At 71.3% G+C, this 20,817-nt stretch carries 20 protein-coding genes; 8 read left to right on the forward strand and 12 right to left on the reverse strand.

The genetic code is table 11. The features are described 5' to 3' along the window. Positions 1–4: 4 nt before the first annotated feature. The 6 genes from RKD20_RS43825 to RKD20_RS43850 all read right to left on the reverse strand — a co-directional run bounded on the left by RKD20_RS43825 (position 5) and on the right by RKD20_RS43850 (position 6,997). The gene (locus tag RKD20_RS43825) at positions 5–352 is read right to left on the reverse strand and encodes a PaaI family thioesterase (RefSeq protein ID WP_424882602.1); all 348 of its coding nucleotides are present in this window, start codon (positions 350–352) and stop codon (positions 5–7) included. A gap of 248 nt (positions 353–600) precedes the next feature. Further along, positions 601–1,575 (reverse strand): LLM class flavin-dependent oxidoreductase, encoded by a 975-nt coding sequence (locus tag RKD20_RS43830; RefSeq protein ID WP_424882603.1) that lies wholly within the window; start codon positions 1,573–1,575, stop codon positions 601–603. Next, positions 1,572–4,031, reverse strand: a complete 2,460-nt coding sequence (locus tag RKD20_RS43835) for a GNAT family N-acetyltransferase (protein ID WP_424882604.1) — start codon at positions 4,029–4,031, stop codon at positions 1,572–1,574. Before RKD20_RS43835 ends, RKD20_RS43830 begins: the two co-directional genes overlap by 4 nt. A gap of 23 nt (positions 4,032–4,054) precedes the next feature. Then, the gene (locus RKD20_RS43840) at positions 4,055–5,134 is read right to left on the reverse strand and encodes an amidohydrolase family protein (RefSeq protein ID WP_424882605.1); all 1,080 of its coding nucleotides are present in this window, start codon (positions 5,132–5,134) and stop codon (positions 4,055–4,057) included. Positions 5,135–5,232: 98 nt separating this feature from the next. Then, positions 5,233–6,195 (reverse strand): electron transfer flavoprotein subunit alpha/FixB family protein, encoded by a 963-nt coding sequence (locus tag RKD20_RS43845; protein WP_424882606.1) that lies wholly within the window; start codon positions 6,193–6,195, stop codon positions 5,233–5,235. Between the two features lie 40 nt (positions 6,196–6,235). Further along, entirely contained in the window at positions 6,236–6,997 is a 762-nt protein-coding gene (locus RKD20_RS43850) for an electron transfer flavoprotein subunit beta/FixA family protein (RefSeq protein WP_424883470.1), read from the reverse strand. Positions 6,998–7,158: 161 nt separating this feature from the next. Between RKD20_RS43850 and RKD20_RS43855 the strand changes: the two genes are divergently transcribed. From RKD20_RS43855 to RKD20_RS43885, 7 genes are read left to right on the forward strand one after another with little or no spacing between them, the layout of a single operon-like run. Beyond that, entirely contained in the window at positions 7,159–8,481 is a 1,323-nt protein-coding gene (locus RKD20_RS43855; RefSeq protein ID WP_424882607.1) for a phenylacetate--CoA ligase family protein, read from the forward strand. Further along, positions 8,481–9,191: a hypothetical protein gene (locus RKD20_RS43860; RefSeq protein WP_424882608.1), complete on the forward strand. Its 711-nt coding sequence runs from the start codon at positions 8,481–8,483 to the stop codon at positions 9,189–9,191. The genes RKD20_RS43855 and RKD20_RS43860 overlap by 1 nt, the downstream gene beginning before the upstream one ends. A gap of 23 nt (positions 9,192–9,214) precedes the next feature. Next, positions 9,215–10,126: an SDR family oxidoreductase gene (locus tag RKD20_RS43865; protein ID WP_424882609.1), complete on the forward strand. Its 912-nt coding sequence runs from the start codon at positions 9,215–9,217 to the stop codon at positions 10,124–10,126. Between the two features lies 1 nt (position 10,127). Next, positions 10,128–10,604, forward strand: a complete 477-nt coding sequence (locus RKD20_RS43870; protein WP_424882610.1) for a Zn-ribbon domain-containing OB-fold protein — start codon at positions 10,128–10,130, stop codon at positions 10,602–10,604. Then, positions 10,601–11,749, forward strand: a complete 1,149-nt coding sequence (locus RKD20_RS43875) for a thiolase family protein (protein WP_424882611.1) — start codon at positions 10,601–10,603, stop codon at positions 11,747–11,749. Before RKD20_RS43870 ends, RKD20_RS43875 begins: the two co-directional genes overlap by 4 nt. A gap of 16 nt (positions 11,750–11,765) precedes the next feature. Continuing rightward, positions 11,766–13,013 (forward strand): acyl-CoA dehydrogenase family protein, encoded by a 1,248-nt coding sequence (locus tag RKD20_RS43880; RefSeq protein WP_424882612.1) that lies wholly within the window; start codon positions 11,766–11,768, stop codon positions 13,011–13,013. Then, positions 13,010–14,134, forward strand: a complete 1,125-nt coding sequence (locus tag RKD20_RS43885; protein ID WP_424882613.1) for an acyl-CoA dehydrogenase family protein — start codon at positions 13,010–13,012, stop codon at positions 14,132–14,134. The genes RKD20_RS43880 and RKD20_RS43885 overlap by 4 nt, the downstream gene beginning before the upstream one ends. 56 nt (positions 14,135–14,190) lie before the next feature. Here the strand turns inward: RKD20_RS43885 and RKD20_RS43890 are convergent, their stop codons facing one another. From RKD20_RS43890 to RKD20_RS43915, 6 genes are read right to left on the reverse strand one after another with little or no spacing between them, the layout of a single operon-like run. After that, positions 14,191–15,348: an acyl-CoA dehydrogenase family protein gene (locus tag RKD20_RS43890; RefSeq protein WP_424882614.1), complete on the reverse strand. Its 1,158-nt coding sequence runs from the start codon at positions 15,346–15,348 to the stop codon at positions 14,191–14,193. Positions 15,349–15,378: 30 nt separating this feature from the next. Then, complete coding sequence (locus tag RKD20_RS43895; RefSeq protein ID WP_424882615.1) at positions 15,379–15,891, reverse strand: DoxX family protein; 513 nt, start codon at positions 15,889–15,891, stop codon at positions 15,379–15,381. Further along, entirely contained in the window at positions 15,888–16,799 is a 912-nt protein-coding gene (locus RKD20_RS43900; RefSeq protein ID WP_424882616.1) for an SDR family NAD(P)-dependent oxidoreductase, read from the reverse strand. The genes RKD20_RS43895 and RKD20_RS43900 overlap by 4 nt, the downstream gene beginning before the upstream one ends. Before the next feature lie 23 nt (positions 16,800–16,822). After that, positions 16,823–17,995 (reverse strand): CaiB/BaiF CoA transferase family protein, encoded by a 1,173-nt coding sequence (locus RKD20_RS43905; RefSeq protein ID WP_424882617.1) that lies wholly within the window; start codon positions 17,993–17,995, stop codon positions 16,823–16,825. Between the two features lie 18 nt (positions 17,996–18,013). Further along, positions 18,014–18,793 (reverse strand): enoyl-CoA hydratase/isomerase family protein, encoded by a 780-nt coding sequence (locus RKD20_RS43910; protein ID WP_424882618.1) that lies wholly within the window; start codon positions 18,791–18,793, stop codon positions 18,014–18,016. Between the two features lies 1 nt (position 18,794). Next, positions 18,795–19,550 carry an SDR family NAD(P)-dependent oxidoreductase gene (locus RKD20_RS43915; RefSeq protein WP_424882619.1) on the reverse strand — a complete coding sequence of 252 codons (756 nt, stop codon included), beginning with the start codon at positions 19,548–19,550 and terminating at the stop codon, positions 18,795–18,797. Between the two features lie 85 nt (positions 19,551–19,635). Here RKD20_RS43915 and RKD20_RS43920 point away from each other — a divergent pair, with 85 nt between their 5' ends. Further along, on the forward strand, positions 19,636–20,778 hold the full coding sequence (locus RKD20_RS43920; RefSeq protein WP_424882620.1) for an acyl-CoA dehydrogenase family protein: 1,143 nt from the start codon (positions 19,636–19,638) through the stop codon (positions 20,776–20,778). The last annotated feature ends 39 nt before the right edge of the window (positions 20,779–20,817 follow it).

Genomic DNA, 20,817 nt, shown 5'->3' on the forward strand with positions numbered 1-20,817 from the left:
TGGCTCAGGGCCCCGTTTCCCCGGCCTGCCGGCTGTTCCTACTGGCCTCGCCGTCCTGGCCGGCCAGCCACTCCTGGTGCCGTGCGAAGTGGCCCCGGTCCCGGGTCACCCAGATCCCGGAGACCCGGGCCAGCACGGCCCGTGTCGGCAGCAGCACCATCTCGCCGGCGATGTACCAGCGCCTGCCCTCCCGCTTCTCCACCCAGGCCCGGACTTCCAGCGGTCGCTCCACCGGCACCGGTTTCACGAAGCTCACGGTCAGTTCCGCCGTCACGCTCAACACCCGGTGCAGCAGCGGCAGATGGCCGAGGCAGTCGTCGAGTACGGCCGCGGTCCAGCCGCCGTGCGCCACATCGGGCCGCGCCCTCCTGGTCCCGCGGGCAGGACAGCTCGAACCGCGCCGACCCGTCCTCGTCGAGCCGCTCGCGCTCCACTCCCAGTCGGCAGGAACCGGCGGCGCGGCACGCCCCGCACAGGGCCACCCCGCCGGGAGTCCGGGGCGGCTCCTGGAAGTCGGCCCCCGCCCAGGGCCCGGTCGGTGGCGTCGTGGACATGGGGTGACTCCTCTTGTCGGGCGTCGGAATGTCAGGCGACTGGGTGTCAGACATCCGCAAGCAGCGGACGCAGCTTCCCCGCGATGAGCTGAACCTGCCGGGCCACCATCTCCTCGGGCATCCCGGCCAGCGAGGCCCACAGGAACACGCCCTCCACCGGCAACCCTGACACGTACGCCCTGATGGCATCGGCGATGTCCTGCGGAGTGCCGTACAAGAACTGACCGACCCCGGTCGCGCTCAGCCCCGTCTCCCGCCACTTCTCGGGGTCGATGGGGCGGGGCGGCGGCTGGTCGGTGCCCTCCACCATGTAGCGGCGGTAGCTGTCCCACTGGTACGCCAGGTGCCTGCGCACCACCGGCCAGTCACCGTCGGGGTCCTCGGTGACGAACGTGGTGAACGAGCCCTGCATACGGCCGGCCGCCACGTCGTGCCCGCTCTCGGCGAGCCCTTCGCGGTACGGCGTCAGCAGCGCCGGGTTGAGCGACAGCAGCCCCGTGCCGAGCCGTCCGGCCCGGCGGGCGCCCTGCGGGCCCTGGTAGCCGAGCCAGATCGGCAGCGGGTCCTGCACCGGGCCCGGGGTGACCAGGGATTCGCCCCACAGGCCGCGGATCTCCCGTACCCGCTGATCGGTCGTGGTGTAGCGCTTGGCGAGGTCGGCGCCGTACAGCCGGTACTCGGGCACCCGGTAGCCGGTGCCGAGCCCGAGGTCCAGGCGGCCGTCGCTGATGATGTCCACGAGCGCGGCCTGTTCGGCGATCTCGGGGGCCGCGTGCAGTGGTGCGGGGATGACCGCGGTGCCCAGGCGGATCAGCCGGGTGCGCGCGGCGGCAGCCGCGGCCATGGTGAGCGGCTGGGGGAGGTAGCCGTCCTCGAAGCCGTGGTGTTCGGAGAACCAGACCGAGTCGAGGCCGAGCCGGTCCGCCTCCTCGCACATCTCCAGGGCGAACCCGTACACCCGCGACCAACTCTGCCGCCACGGCGGTGGGTTGCGCAGGTCGAAGTAGATGCCCACCTTCACGAGGAACCTCCTGCTGCTGTGTTGTCGGCCAGCCGGATCGTCGCGTGCGCGACGGCCACGCCGTCCCCGGGTGACAGGAGCCGCACCGGACGGAGTTCCAGCGCCTCGATCTCGGGGTGGTCCTCGACCATCGCCGAGATCCGCAGGACGGTCTCCTCCAAGGCCGCGAGGTCCACCCCCGGGCCCCCGGTCCGGCCGTTCAGCAGCGGGGCGGCCCGCAGCGAGCGGACCATCTCGCGGGCGTCGCGGTCGCTGAGGGGGGTGACACGGTGGGCGACGTCCGCCATGAGGTCGGCGTAGTCCCCGGTGAGGCCGAAGGCGACCACCGGGCCGAAGACCGGGTCGGCGCGGACGGTGAGGAACGCGTCCGGTCCAGCGTCCGGTCCGGGGCCCGGGTCGCCGCCGCGTACGGCGATCCCGTACGAGGCGAGCAGCTCGGCGGCGACCGCCGCGGGGACCGGCCCGGGGGCACAGGAGGTGATCAGCGACCGGGCCCGCTCGGCGTCGATTCCGGCGAGGTCGGGCACGACGCCCGCGGGGGTGCTGCGCCAGGTCTGGTAGGCCGCCGCGTGTCCGAGCGAGGTGGCAGCGGCCTCCGGGAAGGTGTACGTCGGTACCACCAGGTCGCCGCGGTGCAGAAGGTCGGCGACGCCCGCACCGCCCAGGAAGCTGGCCAGTACGGGTTTGTCGGGCCGGGCCGCTGCAGCGTCGAGGATCGCCGACGCCACCTCGTCGGGCTTGTCCGCGAGCGGCGGCATGAACAGGACGACGGCCGCGTCGATCCCGTCGTCCGCCAGGGCGGCGTCCAGCGCCTGCCGGTAGTGGGCGGCGGTGGCGGTGGGCGTCAGGTCGACCGGGTTGGAGACGTCGGCGTGGGGCGCGAGGGCCGGACGGAGCGCCTGCCGGGTGCGCTCACCGAGCGCGGGCACGCACAGACCGCTCGCCGCGCACGCGCCGACCGTCAGAGCCGCCGGGCCCCCCGCGTTGGTGATCACGGCGACCCGGTTGCCCGGCGGGGGAGGCTGGTGGGCGAGCAACAGGGCGACGTCGAACAGCTCTTGGAGGCTGCGGGTGCGGATCACACCGGACTGCGCGAACAGTGAGCTCACGGCCGAGTCCGCGTGGCCCGGATGGACCGCGACGATGGGTTTGCGCGGTGCGACCCGGCGGGCGACGCGGGCGAACCGGCGTGGATCGCCGAAGGTCTCGACGTGCAGCAGGATCACCGAGGTCCCCGGGTCCTCCTCCCACCACTGGAGCAGTTCGTCGGTGGAGACGTCGACGGCGTGGCCCACCGACACGAAGCCGGAGAAGCCGAGCCGCAGCCGCCGGGCGTAGTCGAGCACGGCGAGCCCGAGCGGCCCGGACTGGCTGGACATCGCCACCCGGCCGGGCGTCGGCAGGGCGGGTGAGAAGGTCGCGGCCAGGCGCGCCGCGGGGGTCGTGTTGACCACGCCCATGCAGTTCGGGCCGACCAGCCGCATTCCGGAGGCGCGGGCGAAACGCGCCAACTCCAGCTCGCCGGCCCGTCCTTCGGCCCCGGTCTCCCCGAAGCCCGTCGAGACGACGACCACCGCCTTGACCCCGACCTCCGCGCACTCCCGTACGACACCGGGCACGGCCTCGGCCCGTACGGCAACCAGCGCCAGGTCCGGCGCCTCGGGCAGGTCCAGGACGCTTGCGTACGCCCGCGCCCCGGCGATCTCCTCGGCCCGTGGATTGACGGGGAGGACGCTGCCGGCGAAGCCGCCCCGCAGCAGGTTGGCTACTATCTCGTGGCCGATCGTCAGCGGGTCGCGGTTGGCGCCGATGACGGCGACCGAGCGCGGTTCGAGCAGGGGTTTGAGCGAGCGCCGTACGGCCGTCTGCTCGCGGCGCTCGGCCCGCGCCACGGCCTGGGCCTGCGGATCGACGGCGATCTCGAAATGGATGATCTGGCCGGGCGGACCGGTCTGGGTCCGGTAGCCGGAGCCGAGGAAGACGTTGATCATCCTGGCGTTGTCGGCGAGGACGTCGGCCTCCAGCACCCGGATGCCCCGTGCCCGCGCGGCGGCGGCGATGTGCTCCAGGAGCAGCCTGCCGAACCCCTCGCTCTGGTGGTCGTCCCGGATGGTGAACGTGACCTCGGCGTGTTCCGGTTCCTCCGGGTCGCGGACGTAGCGCACCAGACCGGCGATCTCGTCACCGGCGAGGGCGACGAGCGCCAGCTCGTTGAGGTAGTCCACGTGGGCGCCGCGCCGGATGACGTCGTCGCGGGCGCGGACCACCGGACCGAGGGAGCGGTAGGCCAGGGTGGCCCGGGACAGGGTGCCGACGAAGGCGACCAGGCGGTCGGCGTCCTCCGGCCGGATGGGCCGGACGAAGGTCGACCGCCCGGTCCTGACGAGTCCGGGCCGTTCCAGGTCTTCGGGGTACGAGGGGTGCGGGGGGTCCGAGGGGTACGGGGGAGTGGTCACCGAATTGGTTCCGTCGGCGCCGCTCAGACGGCCGCCTCCTGGGGAGTCGGGTCCGGCAGACCGAACAGCTCGTTGAAGGTGCCGCGCGTGACGCGGTCGCGGATGTCGTCGGACACGCCCTCGAACAGATCGTGCAGCGTGGACTGGGTGTGGCCGTAGGTGCCTTCCAGGTGGGGGTAGTCGTCGCCCCACATCACGTTGCGGTAGCCCGTCGACTCGACGATCTCCACCGAGCTCTTGTCGTGCTGGAAGGAGGCGTACACCTGCTGCCTGATGATCTCGCTGGGCAGCCGGCTCAGCTTCGGCCGGACGAACATGCCGTGCTGGCGGTAGGCCTCGTCCATCCGGTCACCGATGGCCGGCACCCAGCCCGCGCCGCCCTCCGCGATGAGGATCCTCAGGTCGGGGTGACGGTCCAGCGCGCCGCCCGCGACCATGTGGGACACGACGCGCATGCCCGGGTAGGTGGTCTCCATGTAGTTGACGACCGCGCCGCCGGGTCCGCGGAAGACGACGTTCTGCGCGCCGGTGCCGATGTGGAAGCCGAGCACCAGCCCCGCCCGCTCGACCGCGGTCCACAACGGCTCCCAGCGGTCCAGGGCGTATTCCTCGCCGGGTCGTGTCGAACACGGCAGGAAGATCGCCTTGAAGCCCAGCTCTGCCACCCGCTCCACCTCGGCGACCGCGTCGTCGATGTCGGCCGTCGAGACGCAGGCGGTGGTGATGACGCGCTTGTTCTTGCTGAGGATCTCCTCGTGGGCCCAGTCGTTCCAGGCCCGTACCGTCTCCCGGGCGAGCTCCCGGTCGTTGATCGACACGAGCCAGAACCCCATGGAGGGGAAGGCCAGTTGGCTCCAGACGCCCTCCTGGTCGAGGTCCTTGAGCCGGACCTTCAGGTCCCAGGCGCCCGGCGGGCGCATCGCGTCCATGAAGTCGCCGAGCTGGCGGTCGATGCGCTCGCCGTCGATGTAGAGCATCTCGTACTTCTCGCCGCGCTCACTGCGTGGCGCCCGCGCGCCCAGCCGCGCGGACAACCGCGCGGTCCACACGTCGGCGGGCTCCATCACATGGGAGTCCCCGGAGTTGACCCAGATCTTCGTCATGACACTCCTTCGGGTCAGGGCTGCACGCATCAATGGATGCAATCAGTTAGCGATTTTAGATGTATGGGTCGCTGAAGGGAAGGCCGGGCCGTGAAAGATCAGCTCCGGCGCCGCTCGATCTCGTCCACCAGTTGCGGCAGCACCGCGAACAGGTCCCCGACCACGCCGTGGTCGGCGAGCTCGAAGATCGGTGCGTCGGCGTCCTTGTTGACGGCGACGATGGTCTTGGACGTCTGCATGCCCGCCCGGTGCTGGATCGCGCCGGAGATGCCGGCGGCGAGGTAGAGCTGCGGGGAGACCTGGGTGCCTGTCTGGCCGACCTGGTGGCTGTGCGGATACCAGCCGGCGTCCACGGCCGCGCGGGACGCCCCGACGGCCGCACCGAGCGCGTCGGCGACCCGTTCGATGAGAGCGAAGTTCTCCGCGCCGTGCACCCCGCGACCGCCGGAGACCACGATGTCGGCCTCCGTCAGCTCGGGCCGGTCGCCGCGCTCCCGCGGTGTGCGGGACAGGACCCGTACGGTCTGCGAGGGCGGCCCGAAGGTGACGTCCTGCTTCTCGATGACGGGTTCGGCGGGGGCGGCCTCGGGGGCGGCTGCGTTCGGCTTGACCGTGATCACCGGCACGCCCTGGGTGATGTGTGCGGTGACCTGGTACGTCGCGGCGAAGGCCGACTGTCCGGTGACCGGCCCGTCGGGTCCCGCGGTGATATCGACGGCGTCGGTGATGAGTCCGGAGCCGAGCCGCAGCGCGACCCTCGCGGCGATCTCCTTGCCGTCCGGCCCGGACGGCAGCAGGATCGCGGCCGGGCCGGTGCGCTCGGCGAGCTGTGTGAGGGCGTCCACGGCCGGGGTGACGAGGTACTCGTCGACCTCGGGGGCGTCCACGACATGGATCTTCTGGGCGCCGTACCGGCCGAGAACCTCGGTCGCGCGGTCCGCGCCCGGCCCCAGGAAGACGGCCGAGGGTTCGCCCAGGCGGCGGGCCAGGGTGAGCAGTTCGAGGGTCGGCTTTCGTACGGCACCGTCGACGTGGTCGACGAGGACGAGGATCTCGGCCACGGTGATGCAACTCCTTCAGGTATTTGAGGGCGGGGCGCGGTCAGATGAACTTCTTGGTGGTGAGGAACGCGGCCAGTCCGATGCCGCCGGTCCCCTCGTCGGCGACGATCTCGCCCTTGGTGCGCGGCGGGCGCCGGGTCGCGGTGTCCACGGCCGACCGCGCTCCGGCCGGGCCGACCTGTGCGGCCTCGATGCCGAGGTCGGCGAGGCCGAGGGTCTCGACCGGCTTCTTCTTGGCGGCCATGATCCCCTTGAAGGAGGGGTAGCGGGCGTCCCCGGAGCGGTCGGTCACCGAGACGACGGCGGGCAGGGCGCCCTGGATCCGTACGGTGGCGCCGTCGCTCTCGCGGCGCCCGGTCACGGTTCCGTCCTCGATCGCCAGGTCTTCGAGGTGGGTGACGGCCGGGACGCCGAGCCGCTCGGCCAGCAGCGCGGGCAGCACGCCCATGGTGCCGTCCGTCGAGGCCATACCGCACAGCACGAGGTCGAATCCGTGCCGCTCGATTGCTTTGGCCAGCACCAGTGACGTACCGAACGCGTCGCTGCCCTCGATGTCCTCGTCGCTGACATGGATCGCCGCGTCACCGCCCATGGCCAGGGCCTTGCGCAGGGCGTCGCGCGCGTCGTCGGGTCCGACGGTGAGATAGCCGATCTCGGTGTCGGGGTCCGATTCGGCCAGGCGCAGCGCCTGCTCGACGGCGTACTCGTCGAGTTCGGACAGCAGCGAGTCGACCGACGCCCGGTCGGTGGTGCCGTCCTCGGTGAAGGTGCGGTCCGCCGTGGCGTCGGGCACGTGCTTCACGCAGACAACGATCTTCACGGCAGCCCTCCTGTGGTTGAATGAGTTCTAATAGTTAACTATATAGATCGACGGAGCGCGAGTCCCGCGTTCAATCCGTCGAATTGGTTGACTGATTGCGCTGATAGCTGGAAGATCTGGGCACTGAGCCGCGAGGAGGCGCCATGGTCGGTGACAGGGACACCGCTGACAGGTACTTCGAGCCCCAGGTGGAGACCATGCCGCGCGAGGAACTGCGCGCGTGGCAGGAGAAACAGCTCCTGGAGCTCGTCGAGTACGCCTACGCCAACTCGGCCTTCTACCGCGAGCTGTGGGACGAGCACGGGGTCCACCCGCGCGACATCCGGTCCCTGGAGGACTTCCGGGCGCGCATCCCGTTCATCACCAAGGACATGATCCGCGCCTACCGGAGCCGCACCGGCGACGCCTTCGCCGGCCTGCTCTGCGTCCCGGTCGAGGAGCTGACCTCGGTCTCCTCCAGTTCCGGAACCACCGGTGACCCGGAGTTCTTCGCCGAGATCTGGCAGGACGCCCCGCCCCTGGTGACCGCACAGGTACGGGACCTGTGGGAGCTGGGCCTGAGGCCCGGCGACCGGGTCCTGAGCCCGCCCGGCACCTTCCGCAACTTCATGGACGCCGGCTTCCAGGCGCTGGGCGCGGTGGTCATCGAGGTCGACACCTGGATGGGCAACATGCCCGAGGTCGTCGAGGCCCTGCGCACCTACCGACCCGCCTATCTGCAGATGATGTATCCGCAGATGGTGGAGCTGGAGCACCTGGCCGAGAAGACCGACCTGAGGGAGGCCTTCTCCTCTCTCAAGGGCGCCTCCTGCGCCGGCCAGCCCCTCAGCCGGAAGATGCGCGAGCGGATCCGCGACGACTGGGGCATCGACGTCTACGAGTACACCAGCGCCGCCGACACCGGCACCGCGTGGGAGTGCCGCGAGCACGACGGCTTCCACCTCTGGGAGGACACCGTCTTCGCCGAGTGCGTCGAGGTCGACGAGCACGGCTGGCGCGACGTCCCCGCGAGCGACCTCGGCGAACTGGTCGCCACCGACCTGGACAACCGGGCCGCGCCGCTGATCCGTTACCGCAGCGAGGACCTCGTCCGCCTCTCCCGCGACACCTGCGGCTGCGGCCGCACCCACGCCCGCATGTGGGTGGCCGGGCGGCGCGGCGACGAGACGGTGGTGCAGGGACGCTCCGTCGTCCTGCGGGACGTGTGGCAGGCGGTGGAGGACCAGCCGGAGACCGTCGCGGGCGTCTTCCAGATCGTCCGGGACCGGCGCGAGGTCGACGAACTGCGGCTGCGCGTCGGCTACGACCCCCATCTCACCGGCGACGTCGACGCCCTGGCCGGACGCCTGAGCGAGGCCGTGCGCACGCGGACCGGAGTCAAGCCGGTGCTCGACATGCGCACCGAGGAGGACCTGTTGAAGACCATGACCAGCGTCGCCAAATTCCCCCGGGTGGTGAAGACCTGATGGCCCGCGCCGACACCCTGGCCCGTGCCAGGACGCTCGACCGCCCCGAACTCGCCTACCTCCTGCGCTTCCCCACCGCCGACGGCATGCGGGACCTGGAGCTGACCTGGGCGGAACTCGCCCGCGACACGGAGTGGGTCACCGCACGGCTGCGGGAGCACGGTCTCGCGGCCGGGCAGCGGGCCCTGCTGACCGCCTCCGGCTTCGAGGGCTTCTGGGGCCGCGCGGTGATCGGCGCCCTGCGCACGCTGAAGGTGCCGTACGGCATCGCCGAGGCGATGGGCTGGGACCACCGCCGCACCGCCGTCTTCCACCGCGAACTGACACCGCACGCGGTGATCGGCCTGTCGGCGGAAACCCTGGAGGGGCTCGCCGGCACAGCCGACATCGGCGAGATGTTCCGGTCCACGCCCGTCGTCCTGGCCCGGCCCGCCGCCGTACCCCTCCTGCGTGCCGTGGGGGTGACCGCCTCCGTGATCTCGGCGGTGGGACCTGCACTCGCGCTGGAGTGCCCCGAACGCAGCGGCGCCCATGTCAACGCCGCCGAATGGCGGTTCGGCGAGCGGGACGGACAGCTGACCGTGGCCGCGGGGGAGGGGCGCACCTCGTCCCTGCCCGAGACACCGCTCGGCATCACCGGACGCGTCGTCGTGGGCCGGTGCGGCTGCGGCAGCGACAACCCGCGAGTCCTGCTCGCCGAGGCCAACTGACCTTTCCGATGGAGGAATTGAGCATGTCTGAAGGAGTGGTCGAAGGCCGGATCGCGGTCGTCACCGGCGCCGGCAACGGGATCGGCCGGGCGCACGCCCTGGCGTTCGCCGCGCACGGGGCGAAGGTCGTCGTCAACGACCTGGGCGGCGGACGGGACGGCGCGGGCGCCTCAGCCGGGCCCGCGCAGAGCGTGGTCGACGAGATCGTCGCGGCCGGCGGCGAGGCGGTGGCCAACACGGACGACATCTCCACCTGGGAGGGCGCCGGCCGGCTCGTCCAGCAGGCCGTGGACACATACGGCGGCCTTGACGTACTGGTCAACAACGCCGGCATCCTGCGCGACCGGATGATCGTGTCGATGACCGAGCGGGACTGGGACAGTGTGATCGCCGTCCACCTCAAGGGCAGCTTCGCCACCCTGCACCACGCGGCCGCGTACTGGCGCGAGCGCGCCAAGTCCGGTCAGGACAACGACGCCCGGGTGATCAACACGACCTCCCCGTCCGGCATCTTCGGCAACCCCGGCCAGTCCAACTACGGCTCGGCGAAGGCCGGCATCGCCAGCCTCACCCTCATCGCCGCCGCCGAACTCGCCCGCTACGGCGTGACGGTGAACGCCATCGCGCCCACCGCGCTGACCCGGCTGACCGACGACATCGAGATGATGAAGCAGGCCGCCGAGAGCCAGGACCTCACCCCCGAGGCCATCTCGCCGCTGGTGGTGTGGCTGGGCGCGGCCGCCTCGCGCGAGGTCACCGGCCGGGTGTTCGGCGTCGTCGGCAACCGCATCACGGTCCTGGAGGGCTGGGTCAACGGCCCCACCGCGAGTGCCGACGCCCGCTGGACGCCGGAGGAGCTGTCCTCCGTCGTCCCGAACCTGGTGGCCAAGGCGGCTCCGAACGCCGACGTCCTGGGCAACCGGAACGGAGCCTGAGATGACGACGACACAACGCCCCGTCGCCGAGGGCCTGTTCACCTGGCCGCCCGCCGCCGCGCCCCTCCGGCTCATCGGTTCCGAGTGCAGGGTGTGCGGCCTGGTGAGCTTCCCGGCCGCCGCGACCTGTGTCCGGTGTGCGAGCGAGGAGTCGAAGGAACGGCTCCTGGCGGACCGCGGCACGCTGTGGACGTACACCACCCAGGACTTCCGCCCGCCGTCCCCGCCGTACGACGGCCCCGAGGCCTTCGAGCCGTACTCCGTCGGATACGTCGAGCTCCCCGGCGAGCTGCTGGTCGAGGCGCGACTGACCGAACCCGACCCCGACAAGCTGCGGATCGGACAGGACATGCGGCTGACGCTGGTGCCCTACACGGTGCAGGACGACGGCACGGAGGTCATGACCTTCGCGTTCGCCCCGGTCGAGGAATCCACGGAGACCGGGGAATCCACGGAGATCGAGGAGGAGGCGTCATGACCGAGGCCGTCATCATCGGGGTGGGCCTGCACCCCTTCGGCCGCTTCCCCGGCAAGCCCGCGCTGGACATGGGCGCGGACGCCGTACGGCTGGCACTGACCGACGCGGGCGTGAACTGGCCGCAGATCCAGGGCGGTTACATCGGCAGCTACGAGGTCGCCAACCCGGACGCCATCGTCGGCCGGCTCGGCCTGACCGGCGTACCCCTGCGCGGTGTCTTCAACGGCTGCGCGACGGCCGGTACGGCGGTGGCGCTGGCCGCCCGCGCCATCGAGACCGGCGAGCACGACCTGACCATCGCCATCGGCCTGGACAAGCACCCGCGCGGCGCGTTCGCCGCCGATCCGTCCGTGGCCGGCATCCCCTCCTGGTACGGGCAGACCGGGCTCTTCCTCACCACCCACTTCTTCGGCATGAAGATCAACCGCTATATGCACGAGCACGGCATCTCCCACGAGACGCTCGCCCGCGTGGCCTCCAAGAACTTCCGCAACGCGGCCGGGAACGAGAAGGCCTGGCGCCGCACGCCCCTGTCGCCTGAGGAGGTCCTCGCCTCCCCGGTCCTCAACTACCCCCTGCGCCAGTTCATGTACTGCGGCCCGAACGAGGGCGCGGCAGCGATCGTGATGTGCCGGGCCGACCAGGCCCACAAGTACACGGGGAAGCCGGTACGGGTCCGCTCCACCGCCCTGCGCAGCCGCAGACTCGGCGCGTTCGAGGTGCAGAGCCCGTCGTTCCCGGTCGGGGAGCCCGTTGACAGCCCCAGCGTGGACGCCTCACGGGACGCGTACGAACGCGCGGGCATCGGCCCCGAGGACGTCGACGTGGCCCAGCTCCAGGACACCGACGCCGGATCGGAGATCATCCACATGGCGGAGAACGGCCTCTGCAAGGACGGAGAGCAGGAACGCCTCATCGCCGAGGGCGCCACCGAGATCGGCGGCCGGCTCCCGGTCAACACCGACGGCGGACTGCTCGGCAACGGGGAACCGATCGGCGCGTCCGGACTGCGCCAGGTCCACGAGATCGTCCTTCAGCTGCGCGGTACGGCGGGCACCCGCCAGATCCCCGGCACACCGCGTGTCGGCTACACCCACCTGTACGGCGCGCCCGGCGCGTCGGCGGTGACGATCCTCTCGACCTGACAGCGGAGCGAACGCGATGGAATCCGACGACATGCGGGACTTCGCCGCCGGGGCGCGCCGCTTCCTCGACGCGCACGTGGCGAAGGCCCCCGACCGCACCGCCTTCACCTGGGGCGAGGGCGACGACTCGATGGCGTACTTCAGCAGCCTCCCGCCCGACGAGGAGCGGGAGTTCGTGCAACGGGCCCGGGAGTGGCAGCGGATCCGCTACGAGAACGGCTTCGGCTGGATCACCGGACCGGTGGAGTACGGCGGCCGGGGCCTGACCCCCGTGCACGACCTGCTCTACGACGCCGTCGAGTCGGAGTACGACGTCGCCGACACCGGTGTGCTCAGTGTGATCGGCCTGGGCATGATCGGGCCGACGATCCTGGCCCACGCCCAGCCCCACATCAAGGACCGCTGGCTGCCGGCGATGTACCGCGGGGACGCCATCGCCTGCCAGCTGTTCAGCGAACCCGGCGCCGGATCCGACCTGGCGAGCGTGGCGACCCGGGCCGTCCGCGAGGGCGAGGACTGGGTACTGAACGGGCAGAAGGTGTGGACCTCGGTCGCCCAGCACAGCCAGATCGGCCTCGCCCTGACCCGGACGAACCCGGACGCGCCCAAGCACCGCGGCATCACGGCGTTCCTCGTCCCCATGGACGCCCCCGGGGTCGAGGTCCGGCCGCTGCGGCAGATGACCGGCGGCGCGGACTTCAACGAGGTCTTCCTCACCGACGTACGCATCCCCGACGACCACCGGCTCGGCGAGGTCGACGGCGGCTGGACCGTCGCCCTGACCACCCTGATGAACGAACGCGCGACCGTCGGCAGCGAGGGCGCAGGGCCGGTCGCCGCCGCCTTGTCCCCGGACCGGCTCTCCGCGCTGATGCGCGCCACCTGGACGTGGGACGACCGCGCCCTGCGCGCCCGCCTCGCCGAACTCCTCGTGGACGTCATGGCCACCGAACACCTCAACGCGCGGGCCCTGCGCAAGCTGCGCGGCGGGGTCGCGCCGGGCCCCGAGATGTCCGTGTCCAAGCTGATGTACGGCCAGAACCTCACCCGGGCCGCCCACTTCGTCGCGGACGCCCTCGGCCCGCGCGCGATCGCCGACACCGGCCAGTGGGGCACCTACGCCTGGACCGAACTCCTCCTCGCCACCCCGGCGTTGCGCATCCTCGGCGGCACCGAGGAGATCATGAAGAACATCCTCGCGGAACGGGTCCTGGGCCTGCCCAAGGAACCGGTGACCGCCGCTGCCAAGGAGGTGCGGCCGTGACCGCCGACGAGAGCGAACTGCGGGAACTGCGGGCGTCCGTACGGGAGTTCCTGGACTCCAAGTCGCCGGAGGAGGCCGTGCGCAAGCTCATGGAGAGCGAGCCGCGCTTCGACCCGGCGGTGTGGTCCCAGGCGGCCGACCAGCTCCGCCTGCCCGGGCTGGCGATCCCCGAGGAGTACGGCGGCGACGGCTTCGGCCTCGTCGAACTCGGCGTCGTCCTGGAGGAGATGGGCCGCGCGCTGTTCTGCGCGCCCTTCTTCGCCACCGTGCTCCTGGCCGCCCAGGCCCTGCTGGCCTCGGGAGACAAGGAGGCCTGCGCACGCTTCCTTCCCGGCATCGCCTCCGGACGCACCACGGCCACCCTCGCCGTCGCCGAGGAACACGGCTCCTGGGACCCCGCCATGGTCTCCGCGCGTGCCGTGCCGGACGGCGACGGCGGCTGGACGGTACGCGGCCGCAAGTGCTTCGTCATCGACGGTACGACGGCCGACCTGATCCTCGTCGTCGCCCGCACCGTGGCCGGCCCGACGCTCTTCGCGGTGCAGCGGGAAGCCACGGGACTCACGGCGGAACCGATGGAAACCCTGGACGCCACCCGGGCGATGGCCCGGCTGACCCTGGAAGCCGTGCCCGCGACGCTCGTCGGGGCGCAGGGGGCGGGCGGGCGCGTCATGGCCAAGGTCCTCGACATCGCCTCGGTCGGGCTGGCCGCCGAGCAGGCGGGCGGGGCACGGCGGTGTCTGGAGACGAGCGCGGACTACGCCCGCGTCCGTCATCAGTTCGGCCGGCCGATCGGCTCCTTCCAGGCGGTCAAGCACAAGTGCGCCGACATGCTCGTCCAGGTGGAACTGGCTGAGGCGTCCTCCCGGGAGGCGGCGCGGCTGGCCGACGAGGACTCCCCGGACTCCCCGGACTTCCCGGTCGCCGCGGCCGTGGCACACGCCTGCTGCTCACGGGCGTACACGCTCGCCGCCATGGAGAACATCCAGGTCCACGGCGGCATCGGCTTCACCTGGGAGCATCCCGCCCACCTGTACTTCCGGCGCGCCAAGTCCTCGCAGCTGCTGTTCGGGGGCCCAGCGGTGTACCACGAGCGGTTGCTGGACCGGCTCGGGATCTGACAGACGCCACATGGGTGAGGGCCCCGGGTCACCCGGGGCCCTCACCCATGTGGCGCTCAGCCGCGCGCCGCCTCGCCCAGTAGCGCCTTCGCGATGATGACCTGCTGGATCTGGCTGGTGCCCTCGTAGATACGGAACAGCCGGGCGTCGCGGTAGAAGCGCTCGACGGCGACTCCGCGCATGTAGCCCGCGCCGCCGTGGATCTGCACGGCGCGGTCCGCGACCCGCCACACCATCTCGCTGGCGAAGTACTTCGTGCAGGACGGCCCGATCTTGGTGTCCGTGCCGGCGTCGAAGGCGCGGGCGGCCTCCAGGACGGTGGCGCGTCCGGCGTAGTAGTCGGTCTGCGAGTCGGCGATCAGACCCTGGACGAGCTGGAAGGAGCCGATGAGCTTCCCGGACTGCTTGCGGGCGCTCGCGTAGGCGACCGACTCGTCGACCAGACGCTCGGCCATGCCGACCATCAGCGCGGAGATGTGGACCCGTCCGTGCGCGATACAGCCCATCGCGGTGCCGAAGCCCCGGTTCAGGCCGTCCTCGCCGCCGACGAGCGCGGAGGCCGGCACGCGGACGTCGTCGAAGAACACGTCCGCGGTCCAGGCACCGAACTGGCCCATCTTGTGGTCCTTGGGAGCCACGGTGAGGCCCGGGGTGCCGGCCGGGACCAGGAAGGTGGAGATGCCGCGGGTGCGCGGGGCGTCGGGGTCGGTGCGGGCGAAGACCATGAAGACGTCGGCGAGCGGGGCGTTGGTGATGTAGCGCTTGGCGCCGTTGATCACCCACTCGTCGCCCTCCAGATGCGCCCTCGTGGTGAGCGTCGAGGGATCGGAACCCGCCTCGGGCTCGGTGAGCGCGAACGACGCCAGGACGTCACCCGAGGCGATCCTCGGCAGCCAGTGCGCCTTCTGTTCCTCCGTACCGCCGACCATGAGGACATGACCCGCGATGCCGTTGTTGGTGCCGAACATCGAACGCAGTGACGGGGTCGTGTAGCCCAGCTCGAACATCAACTGGGCCTCTTCGAGCATCGACAGACCCAGGCCGCCGTACTCCTCGGGCAGCGCGAAGCCGAACAGACCCATCTTCTTGGCCGCCTCGCGGATGTCCGCGGGCATTTCATCCGTCTCGTCGATCTCCGCCTCGAGCGGCACGACGCGGTCCCGGACGAAACGCCGGACCTCGGACAGCACCGCGCTGAAGTCAGCCGCGTCCATGTCGACTCTCCCTTGTTGCCCTCATCGGTCTCATCGATCTGTCTCGTCAGGTTTCTTCTCGGGCCGGTAGCACAGCGCCAGCAGTGCCGCCGCGCTCGCCGTGCCGACTCCGGCCGCGAGCAACGCGTGCCGGGTTCCGGCCCGTTGGCGGCGCAGCACGCCGTCGAGCGAGTACCGGCCGTTGCCCAGCGCCGCCAGTGCGACGGCCGCGCCGCCCACGACACCGGAGTACTCCCAGCCGCCCTTGAAGACGAAGAACCCCTTGCCGCGGTGGTCGGTGCGCGCGGCCACGGTCATCAGGCCGACGGCCGCCGCGGCGGGGAGCGGGTTGGCGGCGCCGAGCGTGATGCCCACCCCGGCCGCCATCTCGGTGCCGGCGGCCATGCGGGCGTGCACCTCGGCCGGCTGGAGGCCCAGCGCCTCGAACCAGCCCGTGGTGCCCTGGAGCCCGCCCGGTCCGGCGACCTTGTTCCAGCCGTGGGCGAAGAGCATCGGGCCGAGGGTCGCGCGCAGCACGAGGGCGGCGGCGTCGTGGCCCTTCACTGTCCGACGCCCGTCGCTCGGCCGACAGGCACGGCGCCGTACAACTGCGGTACGGCGTCGACGAGTTCGTCGTAGGTGAGGGCCTGTCCTGACCGGCTGGGGTGGACGGCGGCGACGGTCCAGCCCTGCAGGCGGTTGAGGCGGTTGCCCTCGATGCGCAGGACCTGGCCGGTCAGCCAGGCCGCGCTGTCGGAGGCCAGGTAGACGACGACCCCGGAGGCGTTGGCGGGATCGCGCGGGTCAAAGCCCTCGGTGGCCTGGAGGGACTCGCCGACCGCCAGTCCGTCCGTCATCCGCGTCGCCGCGATCGGCGAGATGGCGTTCGCGGTGACACCGTACTTGCGCATCTCCAGAGCCGTGAGGACGGTGAGTCCGGCTATTCCGGCCTTCGCGGCCCCGTAGTTGGACTGGCCCTGGTTGCCGAACAGGCCGGTTCCCGAGGTCGTGTTGATCACGCGGCCTGTCACCTGCTCGCCTCGCTTGGACGCCTCGCGCCAGTACGCACACGCGTGCCGGGTGAGCGCGAAGGTGCCCTTCAGATGCACTGCGATGACGGTGTCGAACTCGGCCTCGGTCATCGAGAACAGCATGCGGTCGCGCACGATCCCCGCGTTGTTCACGACGATGTCGAGGCGGCCGAACTCCGCGACGGTGTCCGCGACCATGGTCTCGGTCGCCGCCCAGTCCGTCACCGACGAGTGGTTGGCGATCGCCCGGCCGCCGAGCTTGGTGATCTCGGCGACGACCTCGTCGGCGGGGGAGTCACCGGTCTGCTCGCCGTGTATGCCCGAGCCGAGGTCGTTCACCACCACGGTCGCGCCGGCCTCGGCGAGCGCCAGACAGTGCGCCCGGCCAAGGCCTCTGCCGCCGCCGGTGACGATGGCGACCTTGTCGTCGAGGATGCCCACGCCGTACCTCCAGATAGATGAGTTCAGTTGAGTTCACGGAGCACTTCGTCGGTGTGCTCACCGAGCGTCGGCGCGCCGCCGCGCGGCTTCTCGTCGACGCCCCAGAAGGCGACGGGTGTGGCCACCGTCCGCAGCGGCGGCGCGTCACCCATGCCGGGCTGTTCGACGAACGCCCCGACCGCCTCCGCCTGCGGATCGGCCGCCACCTCCGCCAGGGTCTGCACGGGCGCCCACCACACGCCCTCGGCGTCGAAGCGCTCGGCCCACTCGTCAAGGGGCCGCTTGGCGAACTCCTCGTCGAACACGGCGATCAGCTCGCGTACATGGCCGCGCCGGGCCTTGCCGGTGGCGAACCGCTCGTCCGTCTCCAGGTCCTCACGGCCGAGGGCCTTGACGACGCCGGGCCAGTGCCGGTTGCCCTCCAGGCCGACCAGCCAGAACCAGCGGTCGTCGGCGGCCCGGTAGGAGTTGTAGAGGGGCGACTCGTGCTCGGTGCGGTGGCGGGTACGGCCGCGCTTGCCGAAGAAGTTCTGCAGGGCGAGGTCGTTTCCGTTGGCGTAGGTGCCGGACCGCAGCAGCGACACGTCCACCACCCCGCCCTCGCCGGTGCGTTCGCGTCGCAGGAGCGCGGCCAGCACGCCGGCGACCAGGTTGGCCGCGGCCGTACGGTCGCCGAGGCCGGGCCGGATGCCGGGCGGCGGCTCCCCGGCCGGGTTGAGCATGGCGGCGATGCCGGGGCGGGCCCAGAACGCGGAGACGTCGTACCCGGCGCGGTCGCGCTCGGCGCCTGTCCAGCCGTAGCCCGTCAACGTGCCGACGACCAGCTGAGGATGACGTTCCCTCAGGTCGTCCGGCGCCAGGCCCAGCCTCTCCAGAGCGCCCGGGCGCAGGTTGGTGACGAACACGTCGGCCCGCTCCAGCAGCCGCTCCAGTACGTCCTTGCCGTCCTGCGAGCGCAGGTCGAGGACGATTCCGCGCTTGCCGCGGTTGTCGGTCTCGAACGGGGGAGCGCTGTCGATGTCCTGCCCGACGTGCTTGAGCGTGTAGCGGTTGGGGTCGCCGGTCGGCGCCTCCACCTTCACCACGTCCGCGCCCCAGTCGGCGAGCATGGTGGCCGCAGCCGGTGCCGCCACCCACATGCCCAGCTCTACTACGGCAATGCCCTCCAGCGGCCGCACGGCCCACCTCCAGATCATCGGGCGCTTGTACGCCCGCTACACGCCGCGGAAGTCGCCCGGTCGGCGTTCCCGAAAGGCCTTGAGTCCCTCGGCCCGGTCCTCGGTGCTGAACAGCACCGCGACGGTTTCGCGCTCGTACGCGATCGCCGCCTCCAGGTCCATGCCGAGCCCGTAGTCGATCAGCCGTTTTCCCGCCGCGAGCGCCAGCGGGGCCCCGGCGGTCAGCTTCGCGGCCAGGGCTTCGGCGGTCTTGAGCGCACCGCCGGGCTCGGCGAGTTCGTTGACGAGCCCGAGCGCGTGAGCCCGCTCGGCGTCGATCGGCTCGCCGGTGAGAATCATCTGCTTGGCGATCGCCGGCGGCACTAGGCGGGGCAGCCGCTGGGTGCCGCCCGCGCCCGGCAGTACGCCGAGTCTCATCTCCGGCAGGCCAAGGCGGGTGCCGCGCTCGGCCACCCGCAGGTCGCAGGCGAGCGCCAGCTCCAGGCCGCCGCCGAAGGCGAACCCGTGGACGGCCGCGACCGACGGCTTGGGGAAGTCCTCAAGGAGCGCGAACGCCTCGGTCAGGCGCCCCACGAAGGCACGGAACTGCCCGGGTGCCGTGAACGACTCGATCTCACCGAGGTCGGCACCCGCCGAGAAGGCCCGTCCCGCACCGGTGATGACCAGGGCGCGCACGTCGTCGTTGTCGCGGAGGTCGGCGAGAGTCTGTTTCAGCCGGTCGGCGGTCGCGGAGCCGAGGGCGTTGAGCTGCCCCGGCCGGTCGAGCGTCAACACGGCGATTCTGTCGCGGAGTTCGGTACGCAGCACAGTGCTCACCTCAGACCATCGTCAGTCCGCCGCTGACCGAGAGCGTCTGCCCGGTCATGTAGGCGGCGTCGTCGGACGCGAGGAAGGCCACCACACCGGCGATCTCGTCGGGCCGGGCGACGCGGCGCAGCGGGATGGCCCGCACGGTCGCGTCGTACATCTTCTGGCTGTAGTCGGCGACCTGTCCCAGCAGTGCCGTGTCGGTCGGACCCGGGCAGACGCTGTTCACGGTGATGCCGTGCCGGGCGACCTCGCGGGCCAGCGCCTTGCCGAAGGCGATGACCCCGCCCTTCGTCGCGGAGTACACCACCTCGCCGGACGAGCCGACGCGGCCGGCGTCCGAGGCGATGTGCACGATCCGGCCGCCCCCGCTCTCGATCATCGAGTCCAGTACGGCCCTCGTCATCGTGATCGTGCCGCGCAGATTGACGTCGATGATGCGGTTCCAGGTGTCCTCGGTGCTGTCGACGAAGCGACCGATGACGTCGACGGCCGCGTTGTTGACCAGGACGTCCACCGGACCGAGCTCGACGCTCACCCGCTCCACGGCCGCGTGCACGGCAGCGCTGTCGGAGATGTCCGTGCCGACTCCCGTCGCCCGCACTCCGTACCGCTCGACGAGCCGGCCCGCGACCTTGGCGGCGGCCTCCGCGTCCAGGTCGCAGACGGCGACCGCGGCTCCCTGGGCGGCGAGCCGGTCGGCGATCGCCTCGCCGATCCCGCGCCCCGCTCCGGTGACGAGTGCCACCTTGTCCCGTTCGCTCACGCGCCCTCCCTCGCCCAGGTCCCGATACAGCGCTATCGTATAACTACTTCAGCTAAATAAGCGAGATGCCTGAGTGGAGTCGAGCATGCGCCGAACGATCTTCACCGAGGAACACGAGCTGTTCCGCGACACCGCCCGCACCTTCTACCTGCGCGAATGCGCCCCGTACGCCGAGCAGTGGGAGCGCGAAGGCCAGGCGAGCCGGGCCGCCTGGGCGGCGGCGGGCAAGGCCGGACTCATCGGCTGGCAGTTCCCCGAGGAGTACGGCGGCCAGGGCATCCGGGACTTCCGCTACAACGCCATCATGGCCGAGGAGATGGCGGCCACCAGCTCGGTCGGCATCGGACTCGGGCTGCAGAACGACGTCCTCCCGCCCTATCTGATGAACCTCACCACGCCTGAGCAGAAGGCCCGCTGGCTGCCCGGCGTCACCAGCGGCGAGACGATCTGCGCGCTCGCACTGTCGGAGCCGTCCGCCGGGTCCGACCTCAAGGGCATCCGCACCACCGCCCGCCGGGACGGCGACGAGTGGGTGATCGACGGCTCCAAGACCTTCATCACCAACGGCATCCTGGCGGATCTGGTGATCGTCGCCTGCAAGACCGACCCGGAGGCCGGCCACAAGGGCATCAGCCTGATCGTCGTCGAGCGCGGCACCGAGGGCTTCGAGCGGGGACGCAAACTCGACAAGGTCGGCATGAAGGCCCAGGACACCGCCGAGCTCTTCTTCCACGAGGTCCGCGTCCCGGCCGAGAACCTCATCGGGCAGGAGGGCCGCGGTTTCTACCACATGATGGGCAACCTTCCCACCGAACGGCTGGCCATCGCCGTCTCCTCGCTGGCGGCCGCCGAGCGGGCCTACGTGCTGGCGCTGGACTACGCCAAGACCCGCACCGCCTTCGGGCAGCCCATCGGGGAGTTCCAGGCCAACCGGTTCGCGCTCGCCGGCATCAGGGCCAAGTTGAACGCCGCCCGGGTGTACGTGGACGGCTGCATCATGGCCCTGATCCAGGGCGAGCTGACGGCCGAGGAGGCCGCCGCCGCCAAGTACTGGACCTCCGAGACCGGCTGGGAGGTCATCGACCGCTGCATGCAGTTGTTCGGCGGCTACGGCTACGTCAACGAGTACGAGATCGCGCGCATCTGGCGCGACACCCGGGTCCAGCGGGTCTTCGGCGGGACCTCGGAGATCATGCTGGAGATCATCGGGCGGTCGCTGGGTCTGTAGGCAGCGACCCGGAGGTCCTGAACTTATTGACTAGCTTGG

The organism is Streptomyces sp. SLBN-8D4, assembly GCF_049739545.1.
GTDB classification, from domain to species: Bacteria; Actinomycetota; Actinomycetes; order Streptomycetales; family Streptomycetaceae; genus Streptomyces; species Streptomyces canus_C.

Coding starts and splice junctions, on each gene's coding strand:
- RKD20_RS43870 (WP_424882610.1), top strand. CDS start 10,128: ATGACGACGACACAACGCCCCGTCGCCGAGGGCCTGTTCACCTGGCCG.
- RKD20_RS43920 (WP_424882620.1), top strand. CDS start 19,636: ATGCGCCGAACGATCTTCACCGAGGAACACGAGCTGTTCCGCGACACC.
- RKD20_RS43890 (WP_424882614.1), bottom strand. CDS start 15,348: ATGGACGCGGCTGACTTCAGCGCGGTGCTGTCCGAGGTCCGGCGTTTC.
- RKD20_RS43875 (WP_424882611.1), top strand. CDS start 10,601: ATGACCGAGGCCGTCATCATCGGGGTGGGCCTGCACCCCTTCGGCCGC.
- RKD20_RS43840 (WP_424882605.1), bottom strand. CDS start 5,134: ATGACGAAGATCTGGGTCAACTCCGGGGACTCCCATGTGATGGAGCCC.
- RKD20_RS43865 (WP_424882609.1), top strand. CDS start 9,215: ATGTCTGAAGGAGTGGTCGAAGGCCGGATCGCGGTCGTCACCGGCGCC.
- RKD20_RS43880 (WP_424882612.1), top strand. CDS start 11,766: ATGGAATCCGACGACATGCGGGACTTCGCCGCCGGGGCGCGCCGCTTC.
- RKD20_RS43855 (WP_424882607.1), top strand. CDS start 7,159: ATGGTCGGTGACAGGGACACCGCTGACAGGTACTTCGAGCCCCAGGTG.
- RKD20_RS43905 (WP_424882617.1), bottom strand. CDS start 17,995: ATGATCTGGAGGTGGGCCGTGCGGCCGCTGGAGGGCATTGCCGTAGTA.
- RKD20_RS43860 (WP_424882608.1), top strand. CDS start 8,481: ATGGCCCGCGCCGACACCCTGGCCCGTGCCAGGACGCTCGACCGCCCC.